Consider the following 16,493-nt stretch of genomic DNA (forward strand, 5'->3'; position numbering starts at 1 on the left):
AAAGTATTCTTATTTCTTTTTCTGTAAATATTTTATTACTCATTTTATCTTCCACCATTCGTCTTTTTTTCTATTATACATAAAAATACCCTATAGAATAGACTTTTTTTAGTGTCCACTCTATAGGGTACAGTATATATTTAAGTACTGATTTATTTTAAGTATATAGTGCTATATAAAAGTCGCTTGAGATTAATTAGGTTTCAAGTGGCTTATTTTTATAGGTATATTTATAAATGAGTTTGTAAATAATATTTAAATATGGGGTGTTTTTATTTAGTTTTCGTTATTGTTTTCTATTACTCTGCCAAAATATTGTCGAAAGTGACAAAAAGTACTTGCAAAAATACAATATGCATGTTATTATATAGAGGTGCCAAGGGAAAGGTACAACATGGGAGTAGATGGTGGCTGGTGTTGCCTCTGGTCTTCAAAACCAGTTCGGGGAGTTAAGAGCTTCCTGGGTAGGTTCGATTCCTACATATTCCCGCCAATTATAAATAAAAAAATGGTTTCAACAAATTATGTTGGAACCATTTTTTTATTTTTTTTTATATTTTATAAAAAAATCAAAAATTTACATTTTAGAAACATTTTTTTTATTTTTTGGAAAAGAAAAATGTGTATAATAAAACTGTAAAATAAATAGAAGGGGGTTAAAATATGAAATTTAAAAAAGTAATATCTATTTCTTTCATATTAGCTATAGGGGTATGTATAGGAGTAACTAATTGTAGTGCTACTGAAAAAAATAAAAATATAGTAGTACTTGAAAACCAACAAAGAGATATTAATGATGTTCTAGGTATTAAAGAAATTGATAAAATTGAAAATTTTGGTGGGTACTATTGGCTTGATAATGGAAAAATTTTAGGAATAAAGGGAAAATCAACTGAAGCTGGAAATGAAGAGGTTTCTAATATTTGTATTTACAATACAAAAAATGGAGAGGTTCAAAATTTGACTAATAATACTTATAATAACTATAAGATATATCTAAGAATAATGGATATTACAAAAGATGAAAAGTATATATTGTATTCAAAAACAATATTAAGTAATGATAAAAAAAATATATATCTTATAGACCTTAAAACTGGAATGGAAAAGAAAATTGAAGATGGATTTAAAGGTAGCATTAAATTTACAGATGAGAATGAAATTATAGCTACAAAAGGTATGAAAATATATGAATATGACTTAAATGGAAATAAAAAAGATATTAAGCTTCCAGAAGAATTAGTTGAAAAAATGAAGGATTTCAGTAAATTAAGTTGTGAAGAATTTATTAAAAGAGAGATAAATTATAAAAATGAAGATATTCTTGAAGAATGTATTACTGAAGAGTATATAAAGAATTTTAAAGAAATGTATGAATATCAAACAAAAAACAATAGAATACTTAATAGAAATAAAAAAGGGGATGAAGTTTATCTAGAAACATATAATCAAATACCGTTTTTATATAACTTAAAAACTAATGAATATAGAGAAATAACGGAGTTAGAGGCTAAAGAATTTGGACTTCATGAAAAAAAGATTAAATATGTAGCAAAATTGAAAGATAATGACTCAGGTAATCGTGAACTTTGGGAATTAGATTCAAATGGGAAAAATAAAAAGCTTATATATAAAGGTGATTTTAGAGGCGGTATTCAAATCTCACCAGACAATAGCAAAGTAGCATATTCTATTTATGGAGAAAAAGGAAATGTAATTCAATTTATTTATGATTTAAAAACAGGAAAAAGCATTTCAATTCTTCAAAAAATTTCATCATCTATATTTTGGGATAAATCATCAAAACAATTTTATGTACTATCAATAAAGATTATAAAAAAAGATAATAAAGAATATAGATATTTTGATACAAGTATAGTTACATTAAACTAGTTTTATTTTAATTTTAGTTATAGCCGAACTATATTGTTCCAAAAGAAATTAAAATATATTTTTATGGTTTAGAAAATGAAATCAAAGGGGAGAAAAAATATGGAAATAAAAATACTTGTAGCGGATGATGAAGAGAATATAACTAATTCAATAGCGTATGCTCTAAATCGCGAAAAATATACAGTATATACGGCTTATGATGGAGAAGAGACCATATATAAAATACAAAAATTTAAGCCAGATATACTTATTCTTGATGTAATGATGCCAAAACTTAATGGATACGATGTATGTAAGAGAATAGAAGAAAATACAAAAATGGGGATAATTATGCTTACAGCAAAAAATGATTTGGTTGATAAAGTATTAGGTCTTGAACTTGGAGCAGATGATTATGTAACTAAACCATTTGATATGCTGGAGCTTCTTGCAAGAATAAGATCACTTAGTAGAAGAATTAAAAAAGTACACAATGATATACAAAAAATACAAGAGGATAATGTTATTAAGATATATAAAATAAAGGTTTGTTTAAAGGAAAGAGTAGTTTATATAGATGATGAAACAATAGATTTTAAGCCTAAAGAATTTGATTTATTAACATTTCTTGCTAGAAATATAGGAAAAACTTTTACAAGAGATGAAATACTTGATAGAGTTTGGGAACAAGAGTATATTGGAGGCAACAGAACTATTGATATACATATACAAAGAATAAGGAAAAAACTTAGAGACTATAGCGGGGTAATAAAAACTGTACCAAAAATTGGATACAAATTGGTAGGAGAATTAGATGAAAATTAGTATAAAAATAAAATCAACTATATTTATTATTTTGCTACTCGTTTTCAATCTTTCTATAATAAGCTTTCTTATGTTAAAAGGAATTAAAGAAAACCAACAACAGTCTTATGAAACATTTCTAAAAGACAATAGTAAAACGGCTAATTTATATATAAGAGAAAAATTTCTAGAGAGTAACAGTAAAGATTTTGAAAGTTTTTATCTTCAAACTGGAAAAGACATGGTATTAGATTTAGGAAGAATACTAGATTTATATGTTTCCATTTATGATATTAAGGGAAATAAGATAGGAAGTTCTCAAGCCTATTTACAAGATGAGAAAAAGTTAAAAATAATGTCTGATGCACTTGATAATAAAATTATATATAAAAAAAGTGGAGATAAAGTAGTTTATTTAGCACCTGTTTATGATTTTGAAAAACAAATAGGAGTATTAAAATTTGAATACTACACAGAAAAAGAAAGACTTTTTTATGAATATATAGAAAAACTTTTTCTGAAAGTTGGAATTGCTTCGTTAGTAATTACTTATATACTGGCTAGATTATATTTTTCAAAAATTGTAAACAATATATTAACTCTTAAAAAATCAGTAAAAGAAATTGAAAAAGGAAATTATGAATCTGTAAATAGATTAGATGAAAATGATGAGTTTGGCGATTTAAGTAAAGGAATATACTTTATGGCAAATGAAATAAAAGGAAATATTAATCAAATCAATAGTGAAAAAGAAAAATTACAACTTGCTATAGTAAAACTTCAAAAACTTGAAAAACGGCAAAAAGAATTTATAGGAAATATTACTCATGAGTTTAAAACTCCTTTAACAGTAGTTAAAGCACAAATAGATTTAATGACTCTTTATGAAGATGATAGAGATATTGTTTATAAATCAAAAGAAATAGCAGAGAAAGAATTAAAAAGATTAGACAATATGATTGAAAATACACTTCATTTATCTAGAATTGAAAAATATGATTTTGAATTAAAAAAGCAAAAAATAGATACAAAAAAACTTCTTATGGATATATGTGAGAGAATGAGTGGAAAAGCTTTCAAATTTGGAATTGAAATAATAAAAAATATTGAATCTGCTTATATTCTTATGGATTATGAAAGTTTTATGCAGATATTCATAAATATTATAGATAATTCAATAAAGTATAATGTTAATGATGGAAAGATATTTGTAAGAGGTTATATTAAAAATAATAAAAACTATATTGAAATTGAAGATACTGGAATTGGAATACCTGATGAGCATAAAAGAAAAATATTTGAACCTTTTTATACTGTAGATAAAAATAGATCAAAAAAGTTTTCTGGAACTGGAATTGGACTTTCACTTGTAAATAAACTTGTAAAAAGACACAATGGAAGTATAAAAATTTTAGGTGATAAAAGAGGAACTATTTTTCAAGTTACATTTTTTCTTTGTAACGATAAAAAGTAGGAAAATTAATATTTTAGTGATGTTAAAAAACATACAAGAGGGGATGAAATTTATATAAAAACATATAATGACATACCGTTTTTATATAATTTAAAAACTAATAACTATAAAGAATTAACAAAGTTAGAAGAGGAAAAGTTTTTTGAAAAAAATAAAACTAGAAGACGTTATATAAAAAAGAACATAGAAAGAAAAAGGAATGCGGAGAATAAAAATTATGAACTATGGGAATTAAATTCAAACGGAAAAGAAAAAAAATTAATAGTTAAGTCTTCTAGAACTATAAGTTATGAAGTTTCACCAGATAATAGTAAAGTAGTGTATTCAACTCCTTTACCAAATGATAAAGTAAGTTTATTTGTTTATGATTTAAATTCAGGCAAAAGCACTAAGGTTTTCCAAAAGCCTGGAGGAGGCATAAGTTGGGATGAAACTTCGCAAAATTTCTATATTAGATCTATAAGATATCCAGCTATTACGGAAAAAGAGGCTCTAGATCCAGAAAACTATTGGGTAACAATTATAGTTTCATTAAATTAATATGCAAAAAGCGAATTTCTTAGAATTCGCTTTTTTGCTCGTTCAACTGTTTTTTTTCTGTTAATTTAAAAATCTTTTCATTTTCATCCCAAGTATACAGTTCCTGCTGAGAAGTCTTACTAATCTCTTTAAAATCCTCTTTCTTAGGCGTAGATACAGATTTTGCTTTTGCTTTAATATTGGTAGTTACGGCAAGTATTTTAGGAATATCTTCATCTAGGTAATCTATTGATGTTTTTTGAATATTTTTATTCCAGATATCATTAGGTGCATTTTTATCAAGCCAAATATCCTTGTATATTTCATCATAATAAATAGATTTTTTGAAAGTATTTTTAAATGTATTCTTATCAAAATAGAATACTTCAACAAAATTATCTATGAAAAAAGCACCTAAACGTTCATCTAACAATTGTTCTACTACCAGAAAATTTTTAAAAGAAGCTATATTTTTTACTGGAGACAGATTTGTTATTTTATTTTTATAAAAATATTTATCCTTCATAGTATCTTCATATATAGCTATTAATGCGTTGTCTTTTGATAAGTTTAGATTAAATAGAATATCTTGCTTATCATTTGGTAAAGCATTTAACTTATATATTTTAAGATCTATATAATCTATGTATTCATTCCAATTGTTATATCCAGTAGCATTTAGAACATTTTTTATTATTTGTTTTCTTAGAACCTCATTTTTTGGTTCATCTTCAGAAGAATTTAAATAGTTATCCACTATACTTTTATCTATTAAGGTATTATAGGACTTAGGAAAAAGCATAAAACAGTTGATTCCTATTAAAATACTTAAAATAAATATTAATTTTCTCAAAAAATCACCCCTTACATATTTATTAATATATGGCTTGGGCATATTCTAATAATTTTAAACATAAAGAAATTATATATGTATAAGTGAGCTTATTTCATCTAATACTTTTTTTATAAATCCGTTATCAAGGTCAAATATAGAGTATATTTCTTTTTTATTTTTATCTAAGTTAGACTTTAAAATTTCCTCATTGAATAATAAATAATTTTCATTATTTAAATATATTCCTGTTAATTTTAAAATGTCTTTGTAATTTATTATTAATTTAGATATTTTAGTTATTGGATAATCATTTATGTACTTTGTTGATTTTTTTAAATATAGAATAGATTCATTATACTTACTTACAAAATTTCTTATTGCCAAAATTATATCTTTATCTTCTTTTGCTAAAACTATATTTTTTTTATTCTGTTTTTTGTAAGTGATTTTTTTAGGTGGTTTTTTGAATTTTATATTGTCTTTTTTCTTGTTTTGTAGTTTACTATAAAAATAGTCCGAATTTAATGCGAAGTTAGAGCTTAATGTATCATTCGTAGCTTTATTTGTTTTAGTTATTGGATCGATTTTGGGTATATTATTAACTGAAGATTTATTGGTGATTTTCATAATGTTAATCCTAGTGCTATTTACTTTGTTTATCATAATATCACCTTCCTTTAATGATATATCGTTAATATTATATGATTTATATAGGTATTTTAGGTTAAAAAATAAAAATAGGAGGAATAATATGAAGAAAAATTTTTCTATGAGAACGGAATTTTTATTAGGAAATGAAGGAATGAATAAGCTTAAAAATTCAAGAGTAGCAGTTTTTGGAGTAGGTGGAGTTGGAAGTTTTGTATGTGAAGCCTTAGTTAGAGCTGGGATAGGAACTTTAATAATGATAGATCATGATGATATAGATATAACCAATATAAATAGACAACTACCAGCTCTTCATAGTACAGTTGGAAAAAGTAAAGTTGAATGTATGAAGGAGAGAATACTTGATATAAACCCTGATATAAAGGTTGTAGCTTATAAAAGATTATATGACAAAGATAGTGCAGATGAACTGTTAAGTAAAGATTATGACTATGTAGTGGATGCTATTGATATGGTATCATCTAAAATAGATTTAATAGAGAGATGCTACAAAAATAATATAAAAATAATAAGCTGTATGGGAATGGGAAATAAATTAGATCCTACAAAGATTGAAGTTACAGATATAACTAAAACTCATATGTGTCCTTTGGCTAAGGTTATGAGGAAAGAATTAAAGGATAGAAATATAAAAAAATTAAAGGTTGTATATTCTACAGAAAAACCTATAAAGCCTGTTATAACTATATCTAGTGAGTCAAAGAGAGAAACTCCTGGAAGTACATCGTTTGTACCATCGGTTGGAGGTCTTATAATAGCTTCTGTTGTAGTTAGGGATATAGCTAGTATATAAAAGATGGAGATGCCATTTTATGTGAATATCTCCTTATTTTACCATTTATTATACTTGGTTAATGGTTTTTTATAACTAAAAACTTTATAACCATCACAAAAAAGTACTATATCACCTTGTTTATCGGTTCTATATAAAGGGATGTTATATTTTTTTAAAAGAGTCAATGTTTTTTCGCTTGGATGATTGTATTTATTGTTGAGTTTACAAGAAATTACTGCAATATCGGGTTTTACCTTTAATAAAAAAGCCTCACTTGTTGAAGAAGAGCTACCATGATGTCCTACTTTTAAAATACTTGACTTTATGTTGAAATTTGATTTTATCATATCTTGCTCATTTTCATATTCAGCATCTCCTGTAAATAAAAAACTTTTAGAATTATAAACAGATTTTACAACCAATGAACATAAGTTGTTTTCATTATAAATTTTCATAGGGCTTAAAATAGAGCAATTAATAAATTTGCCTAATGAAAAATGTATTCCTGATTTAGCTGCATTGATTTTTAAGTGTTTGTTTTTGGAGGCCAGTAAAACATCTTTAAATGTATTTGTGTTATGGCTTTTATTGGGCATATAAAAACATCCTATATCAAAATTATTTATTACACAATCAAGACCTCCTATATGATCTGAATCAGGATGAGTTCCTATTAAAATATCTATTTTTTTGATGTTTAGTCTATTTAAATAATCAACTACTTTTTGTCCATGAAAATTATCTCCTGCATCTATTAACATGGTTTTATTATCAGGAGAAATTAGAAGAGTACTATCGCCTTGTGCTACATCTATAAAGTGAACAGATAGTAAATTATTATTTAGGCTACAATTTATAGATTCTTCATGTGTTTGTGTACAAGCACAAAGAATAATTGATAGCATAGTAAGTATTACCAAGAGTGTTTTTTTCATAAGGCACCTCCATTTAATATTATTGAGCTATTTTAAAAAATTAATAAGTGTATCAAATAATAAAATGGGAAATATATTAAAAACCTATTAAAGACTTTAACTTTGTGATTATAAATACCTGTTGAGGGTATACAAGAATATGTGATAGAATAGATAGGGTCAAAGGAGGTAGATTCATATTTTTAAACCAGTAGATATAGAAGCAAAGGATGAACTAGATAAATATTTAAAAAATTTAAATTATGAAGCTTGTGAATATAACTTTACAACTTTATTCATGTGGCAGCATTTATATAAAACTATGTATTACAAAGGAAGCAACTTTATAATTATTATAGGTGAATATGAAGATCATAAATTTACTGTTATTCCTCTGGCAAAAAAGGAAAATTTGAAAGATGCATTTGAATTTATTATTAGATATTTTAAAGATAATAATCAAAGTATTAATTTAAGAGCTGTAACAGGAGAATTTGTTGAGTTTTTAAAGGAAAATTATGATAGGAAATTTAATTATATAGAGGAAAGAGATTATTTTGATTACGTTTATTTAGGTGAAAATTTAAGGAATCTTATAGGTAAAAAATATCAAAAGAAAAGAAATCATATTAACTATTTTTTAAAAGAGTATGAAGGAAGATTTGAATATAAAAGATTGAATAAAGATAATTTTGAAGAGTGCTTAAATCTTTTAGAAAAGTGGACTGAGAATAAAGAAGATGATGAGGGTATATCAAGTGAAAAAATTGCAATTGAGAAAATATTTAAAAACTATGATAATTTAGATGTGAAGGTAGGAGGAATATATATAGACTCTAAATTAGAGGCATTTACTTTTGGAGAATATTTAAATGATGATATGGCGCTTATACATGTAGAAAAAGCCAATGCAGAAATAAGAGGATTATATCCTATAATTAATAAATTATTTTTAGAAAATGAATTTAAAGAGGCAAAATTCGTAAATAGAGAAGAAGATTTAGGCGTTGCAGGTTTAAGAAAAGCCAAATTATCTTATTACCCACATAAATTCGTAGAGAAATATACTGTGTTGGAGGTATAATGTGAAAATTAGATTTGCATATAATAATGATTTACAAGAAATAAAAAATATATGGGAATATTGCTTTGGCGATACTGAAATGTTTATGAACTATTATTTTGATAATAAATATAAATGTGAAAATACATTGGTGGTTGAATATAATAAAAAGATAATATCATCTCTTCAACTAAATCAATATAAAATAAAGATAAACGATAAAATATACGATACATCTTATATTGTAGGTGTATCTACTCTTCCAGAAGCTAGAGGAATGGGAGCTATGAAAGATATGATGATTTCGTCTCTTGATTATCTTTATAATAAGGGGCAAGTAGTATCTATACTTATGCCTATAGATTATAGATTGTATAGAAAATTTGGATATGAGCATTGTTACGATCAGATTAATTATGAAATAAATATGGAACTTTTAAAAGATTTTAAATTAAATGGTGTTTTTAAAAAAGCTTCAAATAAAGATATTGATTCGATTATAGAAATTTATGATTATTTTCTAGAAGATAAGAATGGGTATGTAAAAAGAGATAAAATGTATTATGAAACATTATTTAAAGAAATAGAATCAGAAAGTGGATATGTATATATACATGAAAATGAGAAAAAGATGGATGGCTATATAATATACTTTAAAATGGATGATACTATGTTTGTAAGAGAAATTGCATATAAAAATATAGATGCTTTAAAATCTATATTGAAATTTATATATAATCATAATACTCAATTTAAAAAAGCTAGTATTAACTCTGTAATAGATGATAAAATAAAGCTTATAATTCCAGCTCTTAAAAAAATAGATATAAATATAAAACCATTTATGATGGGAAGAATAATAAATGTTCATAAATTTATGGAAAACTTGAATATAAAAGATATAGATTTAAAATTAAGAGTAGAAGATAGATTTATAGAGCAAAATAATAAGACATTTTTGATAAAAAATAATAAAATAGTATTTACTCATGAAGAAGATGATGTTTCTATTGATATAAATACATTTAGTCAATTAGCTTTTTCTTATATAGATGTAGAGGAAGCTGTATTTTTGGGGAATATATGTGTAAAAGATAATAAGTGTATTGATATTTTAAAGAAGATGTTTAATAAAAAAATCAACTATATAAATGAATACATTTAAAGGGCCTAGTGCCCTTTTTTAAATTTGTGAATAAATATATTATAGGAGGTGAATCAAGTGGAGGGTTATTTAAATCCTATAATAATATCTATGATAGTTGGTATAACTCAGGTTATAAAAACGGCAGGAGTTCCAAAACGGTTTGCACCACTAGTATCATTAGTTGTAGGAATAGTATTATGCGTATTATATGAAAGTAATGTAGATACAAAACAGAGTATAGTAGATGGCGTAATAGCAGGACTTACTGCGAGTGGATTGTTTTCTGGATATAAAGGAGTTACAAAGTGTGACAAAAAATAAGATTGTATCGGTTCAATAATTATTGTTATGTGAAATTTTCCCTGGTATAATGAAGTTGAAATAATATTATGGGGGGAAATTCTATGAGAAATACAAAATTATCTAGCTTGGTTATTATGGGACTTATGATGGCAATGGTTTGTGTTGGTACAATGTTGATTCAAATTCCTGTACCTGCGACTAATGGTTTTATAAATATTGGGGATAGCATAATATTCATAACATCTGTTTTATTTGGTCCTGTAGCTGGAATGGTAGCTGGAGGAATAGGCTCAGCTCTTGCTGATATTTTGAGTGGCTATGCACATTGGGCATTATTTACATTAATAATAAAAGGAGCGGAAGGACTGATAGTAGGAATATTAGTTAAAAAATACAAAAATAAATTTATATTATCTACATCAATGGTTATAGGGTCTATAGTTATGGTAGTAGGTTATTATATTGGTGGAGGAATATTGAAAGGAAGCTTTATAGTAGCTTTAGAATCTGTTCCTTGGAATGTAGTACAGGGAGTGTCTAGTACTATAATAGGAGTTTTAGTGTCTACTGCAATAATGAAGACTAAATATATGAAAACGAGCGAAGCTTTGAAAAATTAAATTTAAACACAATTAAAATCCTTGAATTATAAAAAATAATTCGAGGATTTTTGTTTGCTTATATAGGGCTTTGATTATAATATCAATAAATTATATGAAAAAGGGATGATAAATGTGAGAAGACCTATTGTATTGATTTTAATCATAAGTATTATAATTTCTCTTATATACACTAAAAACTATAAGGATGAATTTTGTGATATGCAGGATAAATATATTTGCGTTGAAGGTATTGTTAAAAAAGCTATTTATAAAGAATATTATTATGAATATACAGTTGAAAATTTTTTGATAAGGGATTTTAATAAAATTAAAAAAGTAAATATAGGAGAAAGTGTTTATGTAAAAGGAATTTTTAAAAGTTCATATAATATGGTTATAGATGACTTTAACTATGGAATATATTTAAAATCAAAAGGAATAGATGGTATAGTAAATTCTAAATATATAAAATTAAATAATTCTCATAATATATACTCCTATATTAAAAATTTGAGGACGAGCTTAGAAAATTCAACAGAAGATATTTTTGCACAAAATTCTTCGTTTGTAAATGCTTTGATATTAGGAAATCAGTCTAAATTAGATGAAAATATTAAAGAAGCATTTTCAAAGGTAGGCGTAAGCCATATAATAGCTTTATCAGGGCTTCATATAGGTATAGTTATATGTATTATTACATTAATTATTGGTAGGATTAATAATTTAGTAAAATTTAGTATAATAATTGTATTTATATGTGTGTATTCTATTATTGTAGGATTTAGAGGGTCGATGTTTAGAGCTTGTATTTTCAGCTTTATAATATATTTATCTGTATTTATACAAAGAGAGTATGATGGTATATCTACTCTTAGTTTTGTAGGAATTGTTTTATTGATAATAAATCCATTCACTATATATGATATAGGAGTACAGTTATCTTTTTTTGCTACATTATCCATAATATATTTTTATAGCAGGATTGATAAACATATAAGATGTCCTATTGTATCAACCACATTATCTGCAAGTATATTGACTATTCCTATTGTTTATTTTAAATTCAAAATTATATCAAATATATTTTTAATAAGTAATATTCTGATAGTTCCTACTATAGGTATACTTATAGGTTTGATTTTTATGTGTATTATTTTTTATTATATCAATTTCAGTGTTATTTATATTATACTCTCTAAAGTGGTTTCTTACATAATATTTTATATAAAATCTATTGTATTTTATTTATCTAGCATAAAGTATTCATATATAGAATTTGAAACTGTTAGTTTGAAATTAGTTGTACTTTATTATATACTTTTAATGGCATATATGATATATAACGAAAGAAAAACAGTAAAGGAGCAATTAAATGAAGTACGGGGATATAATTAAAGACATAAAAATAAATAAATACGAAAAAATATATACATTTTATGGAAAGGAAACTTATCTTATAGATAAATTAATAAAAAAATTTAAGGAAGGTTTAAATAGTGCATTTATAGATTTTAATTTTTCAACAATAGATGGAAGTCAAACTAGTCTAGATGAAATTATAAGTAGCTTGGAAACTATTCCTTTTATGGATGATAGAAAAATTATAGTTATTAAAAATTTTGAACTTTTAACTAATAAAAAGAAGAATTTTACACAAAAGGATGAAGAGGAATTTTGTGAATATATAAAAAATACTCCAGATTATTCGATATTAATATTTGTGAATTATTCAGATATAGACAAGAGAAAGAAATTTAGTAAAGAACTTGGCAAAAGTGGAATTTTACTAAATTGTAATAAATTGGATAATAATGAGCTTTTCAAATGGGCTCAAAAAAGATTTAAAAAAGAGAATGTAGAGATAGAGAGGCCTACATTGAATTATTTTTTGAATAATATAGATTATCAAAATAAGAATTCGGATAAGACTTTATCTGATATAGAAAATGAGATTATAAAAGTGACTTCATTTGTAGGGTCTGGAAAAAAAGTTTCTATAAGTGATGTAGATAAGTTATCATCCAAAAAAATAGAAAATGATATATTTAAATTGATAGATTTTATAGGAAATAAAAATGCTAGTGAGGCAATAAAAATATTGAATGATATGATTGTTAAAGGAGAATCTCCTTTAATGGTCTTAAGTATGATTTCAAGGCAGTTTAAAATAATAATACAGGCTAAGGAATTGAATCAAAAAGGAAATCCAGAAGGTGTTATATCAAAATCTTTAGCAATTCACCCATATGTTATAAAAAAAGCATTAATACAAAGTAGAAAGTTCGACAATAATGCAATAATAAAATTACAAAATGAACTTTTAAAAGCTGATTATAGCATAAAGAATGGGCTTAAAAGGGATGTATTGGCGTTAGAGATTATAATATCTAAATTTTGTATATAGGTACACTCGCTAACAATACCTAACGGGCAATGTCATAAAGTTAATATGTAAATAATAGATAAATAGAAGTAATAAACAGAGTTATAAATCTATAAATGCTACATTTACGAGAGGAGAATAAAAATGAAAAAGATTATAGCTGTAGTATTAGGGATAAGTTTATTAGTTCAGATATTTCCTGTTTGTGTTGCTAAAACTATTAATGAGGAAAATATTAATCAGAAGGTTTTAAAACTTGAATTAAACGAAAAGTCTTTTAAAGGGATTGGTTCTTTTGAGGATAAGAAGGAATTATCATGTTGGAGTTCTAAAAATGGAGGTGTGATTGAAGTGTCACCTAAACATTTTAAACATGGTTCTCATTCTATGAAATGGGTATGGGAAAAGGAATCTACTTTAACAAGAACACTTACAAAAGCTGAAATGGATAAAATAAATAAATCAAAATCTTCAGGTCTTAAGATATGGATATACAACGAAAATGCTATAGATGATGCTCTAACTTTTAACTATGGAACAAAAAAACAAATAAGGGATAATAATGGACAATATACAAATGATTTTAATTTAAACTTTAAAGGGTGGAGAGCGTTTTGGATTAATTATGAGCGTGATGCTTTAAAAGAAGGAGTGAATAAATATACTTCAAATCAAAATATTGAAATAATGGAAATTGTCCCACCAGCCTCTTCAATAGCGGGTAATATATTTTTAGATATGGTAGAAATTTCTACTAATGTGCCAGAATATCGAGATGAGGATTTTCATATAAAAATTAACCGCAATGATTTAGGGGGAACTTGGAATCGATCTCTTCATTATTGGAATCAAAAACCAAATATTCCTATGCAAAGTACAATTAAAGAAAAACAAAAGGCTGATTTTGCAAAAATCGCGAAGAAATATGATGAATGGGTTTTAGGTAAAGATCTAGATATTACTAATCTTACTGAAGAAGCTTTAAAAATACGCAATGAAAGCTTGCAAAATGATATCAAAAAAGCTAAAAAAACTTTTGATATGTTAAATATTGTCCGTCATGAAGATGGAACGATTACAGGTATGCCTTTATTTGCAGAGCGTTCTCTACATAAGCCTAAATTTTCAAATATAAATAGTAATGTTTTCTTGCCCCTTGCTTTAGATTATAAATTAAATGGAAATCAAGAGAGTATGAAAAAACTACAATTACTATTTGATTATTATACAGACCAAGGTTGGGCAGCGGGTAGTGCTTTAGGAACTCTTTATCATCAAGGTAACAACATAGCAGGATACATTCATGCTCTATATCTTGTAAGAAAAGATCTAGACCCAGAAACCTTTAAAAAACACAGAGATGCAGCTAAGTGGTATATAAATTTTGGTAAAGCATTTTCTATTAAAGATGGTGAGTTTCAAGAAACAACAGCTGATGAAGTAAGGACGAAAATGTTTTTCTCTTTACTTTATGTACTAATGATGGAGGATACACCTCAAAAGGTTCAGTATATGGAAAGCTTGTTAAAATGGTATGATGTAGCTCTTAGTATTGCTCCTGGTTATGCAGATCTCATTAAGCCAGATTATTCAGGTTTTCATCATAACGGTGTTTACATGAGTGCTTATGCCCCGTATGCATTTCATGTAGCGGCTATTGTCACTTATTTATTAAGTGGAACTGACTTTAGTATGCCAGAGCAGGCTCATGAAAATTTAAAAAATGCTTTGATAACTCAATATATTGCTGCAAATAAATATACGGTCCCATTTGCTACTTCAGGACGATTGCTTGAAGGCGGGGAGAGTGTTAATAAAAGTATTATACCTGCATATATGTATATGGCTAAAGCAGGAAGACCGGGTGAAAATGGTGGGGTAGATGAGGAAATGGCAGGTTTATTCTTAGATATGTGGAAGCCTTCGTATTTGAAAGAATCCTTATTTAGAGAGTCAAAGGCAGGTATTATGTATAGAGCAACTATTGGAGATGTGCAATCTATGTTAGCTTTTACAGCTAATGATAATATAAAAGTAACTCCTATACCACAAGGGTATTGGACGAAGCCTTATAGTGGTATGTCTATATACCGTCGTGATAATTGGATGGTAGCTACAAAAGGTTGTAGTCAATATGTATGGGATTATGAATGTGGCTATACGAAGAAAGTAGATCCAGATAAAAAAGTTGCAAATTCTTTTGGCCGTTATCTTAGCTATGGTTCTATACAATTATTTACAAGTGGCTACCCGATTAGTAATGAGGGTAGTGGATACAATATAAAACAAGGTTGGAATTGGAATAGATGGCCTGGAACAACAGCTATTAATTTGCCTCTTGAAAAATTACACTATTTTAATGGTGGGAAAAAGGATCGTAATTTTTCTGATGAAATCTTTTTAGGTGGTGTAAGTATAGAAGGTAAAAATGGATTGTTTGGTATGAAGCTTCATGATACTGTATTTAATCCAAGTTTTAGAGCCAATAAATCTGTATTCTACTTTAATGATGAAATAATTGTTTTGGGTTCAAATATAAAAAATGATGATACAAAGCATCATACAGAGACAACTTTATTCCAAAATTTCATGATAGATTCAAATATGCCTATTTATTATAATTCAAAAGCTATTACTAAATTTCCTTATAAAAAAGAGGGAAAGGAAAATGAATCAGCATGGTTAATAGATGCTTATGGAAATGGCTATATTATACCTAATGCTAAAGGATTACACATTAAAAGAAGTAAACAGAAATCAAGACTTCATTCTACAACACATGTGGATATGGATAACTCTAAATTTATAACTAAAGGTGATTATTCAACAGCATGGATAGATCATGGTACAAATCCTTCAGGAGAAGACTATGAATATGTAATTTTAGTGCAGTCATCTCTAGAGGAAGTAGAAAAACGTACAAAAGCACCTGATTATGAAATATTACAAAAGGATAGTAAGGCTCATATTGTCAACCATAAGACTTCGAACACAATGGGAGTGCGACACGTTCGCCTATAACGTAGCCTAAGCTACGGAAATTGCGGTATATCATTATGATATATAACTGTAACTCTGAAATATGGAATGAGGAAATCATGGTTTTCTAAAACATATTCCCTAATCCTCCTAT

At 26.3% G+C, this 16,493-nt stretch carries 15 protein-coding genes and 1 tRNA gene; 13 read left to right on the forward strand and 3 right to left on the reverse strand.

Translation table 11 applies throughout. The annotated features are described in order from the left end of the window. The first annotated feature begins 396 nt into the window (after window positions 1-396). From N4A48_RS00260 to N4A48_RS00280, 5 genes are all read left to right on the forward strand, one after another. Window positions 397-493: transfer RNA gene (locus tag N4A48_RS00260), tRNA-Sec, on the forward strand. 170 nt (window positions 494-663) lie between these two features. Further along, on the forward strand, window positions 664-1,893 hold the full coding sequence (locus tag N4A48_RS00265) for a hypothetical protein (protein WP_293663672.1): 1,230 nt from the start codon (window positions 664-666) through the stop codon (window positions 1,891-1,893). 99 nt (window positions 1,894-1,992) lie between these two features. Then, window positions 1,993-2,697, forward strand: coding sequence for a response regulator transcription factor (locus N4A48_RS00270; protein WP_293663673.1), 705 nt, complete (start codon window positions 1,993-1,995; stop codon window positions 2,695-2,697). Continuing rightward, on the forward strand, window positions 2,687-4,150 hold the full coding sequence (locus N4A48_RS00275) for a sensor histidine kinase (RefSeq protein ID WP_293663674.1): 1,464 nt from the start codon (window positions 2,687-2,689) through the stop codon (window positions 4,148-4,150). Before N4A48_RS00270 ends, N4A48_RS00275 begins: the two co-directional genes overlap by 11 nt. 318 nt (window positions 4,151-4,468) lie before the next feature. Further along, complete coding sequence (locus N4A48_RS00280) at window positions 4,469-4,690, forward strand: hypothetical protein (protein ID WP_293663675.1); 222 nt, start codon at window positions 4,469-4,471, stop codon at window positions 4,688-4,690. Between the two features lie 19 nt (window positions 4,691-4,709). Here N4A48_RS00280 and N4A48_RS00285 read toward each other — a convergent pair whose 3' ends face one another. After that, window positions 4,710-5,522 (reverse strand): hypothetical protein, encoded by an 813-nt coding sequence (locus N4A48_RS00285; RefSeq protein ID WP_293663676.1) that lies wholly within the window; start codon window positions 5,520-5,522, stop codon window positions 4,710-4,712. 69 nt (window positions 5,523-5,591) lie between these two features. Continuing rightward, window positions 5,592-6,167: a hypothetical protein gene (locus tag N4A48_RS00290; protein WP_293663677.1), complete on the reverse strand. Its 576-nt coding sequence runs from the start codon at window positions 6,165-6,167 to the stop codon at window positions 5,592-5,594. Between the two features lie 88 nt (window positions 6,168-6,255). Between N4A48_RS00290 and N4A48_RS00295 the strand changes: the two genes are divergently transcribed. Then, the gene (locus tag N4A48_RS00295; protein WP_293663678.1) at window positions 6,256-6,966 is read left to right on the forward strand and encodes a tRNA threonylcarbamoyladenosine dehydratase; all 711 of its coding nucleotides are present in this window, start codon (window positions 6,256-6,258) and stop codon (window positions 6,964-6,966) included. Window positions 6,967-7,004: 38 nt separating this feature from the next. Here N4A48_RS00295 and N4A48_RS00300 read toward each other — a convergent pair whose 3' ends face one another. Further along, complete coding sequence (locus N4A48_RS00300) at window positions 7,005-7,883, reverse strand: ComEC/Rec2 family competence protein (RefSeq protein WP_293663679.1); 879 nt, start codon at window positions 7,881-7,883, stop codon at window positions 7,005-7,007. Between the two features lie 196 nt (window positions 7,884-8,079). On the opposite strand from N4A48_RS00300, the gene N4A48_RS00305 reads away from it, so the two are divergent. From N4A48_RS00305 to N4A48_RS00335, 7 genes are all read left to right on the forward strand, one after another. After that, window positions 8,080-8,946, forward strand: a complete 867-nt coding sequence (locus N4A48_RS00305) for a DUF2156 domain-containing protein (RefSeq protein ID WP_330665013.1) — start codon at window positions 8,080-8,082, stop codon at window positions 8,944-8,946. Between the two features lies 1 nt (window position 8,947). Then, entirely contained in the window at window positions 8,948-10,090 is a 1,143-nt protein-coding gene (locus N4A48_RS00310; RefSeq protein ID WP_293663680.1) for a GNAT family N-acetyltransferase, read from the forward strand. Between the two features lie 57 nt (window positions 10,091-10,147). Next, window positions 10,148-10,393, forward strand: a complete 246-nt coding sequence (locus N4A48_RS00315) for a hypothetical protein (protein ID WP_293663681.1) — start codon at window positions 10,148-10,150, stop codon at window positions 10,391-10,393. Between the two features lie 83 nt (window positions 10,394-10,476). After that, window positions 10,477-10,995: an ECF transporter S component gene (locus N4A48_RS00320; RefSeq protein WP_293663682.1), complete on the forward strand. Its 519-nt coding sequence runs from the start codon at window positions 10,477-10,479 to the stop codon at window positions 10,993-10,995. A 114-nt stretch (window positions 10,996-11,109) separates the two neighbouring features. After that, complete coding sequence (locus N4A48_RS00325) at window positions 11,110-12,372, forward strand: ComEC/Rec2 family competence protein (RefSeq protein WP_293663683.1); 1,263 nt, start codon at window positions 11,110-11,112, stop codon at window positions 12,370-12,372. Further along, window positions 12,350-13,381 carry a DNA polymerase III subunit delta gene (gene holA, locus N4A48_RS00330; RefSeq protein WP_293663684.1) on the forward strand — a complete coding sequence of 344 codons (1,032 nt, stop codon included), beginning with the start codon at window positions 12,350-12,352 and terminating at the stop codon, window positions 13,379-13,381. The genes N4A48_RS00325 and holA overlap by 23 nt, the downstream gene beginning before the upstream one ends. Before the next feature lie 123 nt (window positions 13,382-13,504). Beyond that, window positions 13,505-16,381, forward strand: coding sequence for a chondroitinase family polysaccharide lyase (locus N4A48_RS00335; RefSeq protein WP_293663685.1), 2,877 nt, complete (start codon window positions 13,505-13,507; stop codon window positions 16,379-16,381). Window positions 16,382-16,493: the final 112 nt, after the last annotated feature.

This window comes from Tepidibacter sp. (assembly GCF_025210165.1).
GTDB lineage: Bacteria > Bacillota > Clostridia > Peptostreptococcales > Peptostreptococcaceae > Tepidibacter_A.

Excerpts from the sequence above, each read along its gene's own strand:
- N4A48_RS00320 (WP_293663682.1), top strand. The coding sequence starts at position 10,477 with ATGAGAAATACAAAATTATCTAGCTTGGTTATTATGGGACTTATGATG.
- N4A48_RS00335 (WP_293663685.1), top strand. The coding sequence starts at position 13,505 with ATGAAAAAGATTATAGCTGTAGTATTAGGGATAAGTTTATTAGTTCAG.
- N4A48_RS00270 (WP_293663673.1), top strand. The coding sequence starts at position 1,993 with ATGGAAATAAAAATACTTGTAGCGGATGATGAAGAGAATATAACTAAT.
- holA (WP_293663684.1), top strand. The coding sequence starts at position 12,350 with ATGAAGTACGGGGATATAATTAAAGACATAAAAATAAATAAATACGAA.
- N4A48_RS00275 (WP_293663674.1), top strand. The coding sequence starts at position 2,687 with ATGAAAATTAGTATAAAAATAAAATCAACTATATTTATTATTTTGCTA.
- N4A48_RS00290 (WP_293663677.1), bottom strand. The coding sequence starts at position 6,167 with ATGATAAACAAAGTAAATAGCACTAGGATTAACATTATGAAAATCACC.
- N4A48_RS00265 (WP_293663672.1), top strand. The coding sequence starts at position 664 with ATGAAATTTAAAAAAGTAATATCTATTTCTTTCATATTAGCTATAGGG.
- N4A48_RS00300 (WP_293663679.1), bottom strand. The coding sequence starts at position 7,883 with ATGAAAAAAACACTCTTGGTAATACTTACTATGCTATCAATTATTCTT.
- N4A48_RS00295 (WP_293663678.1), top strand. The coding sequence starts at position 6,256 with ATGAAGAAAAATTTTTCTATGAGAACGGAATTTTTATTAGGAAATGAA.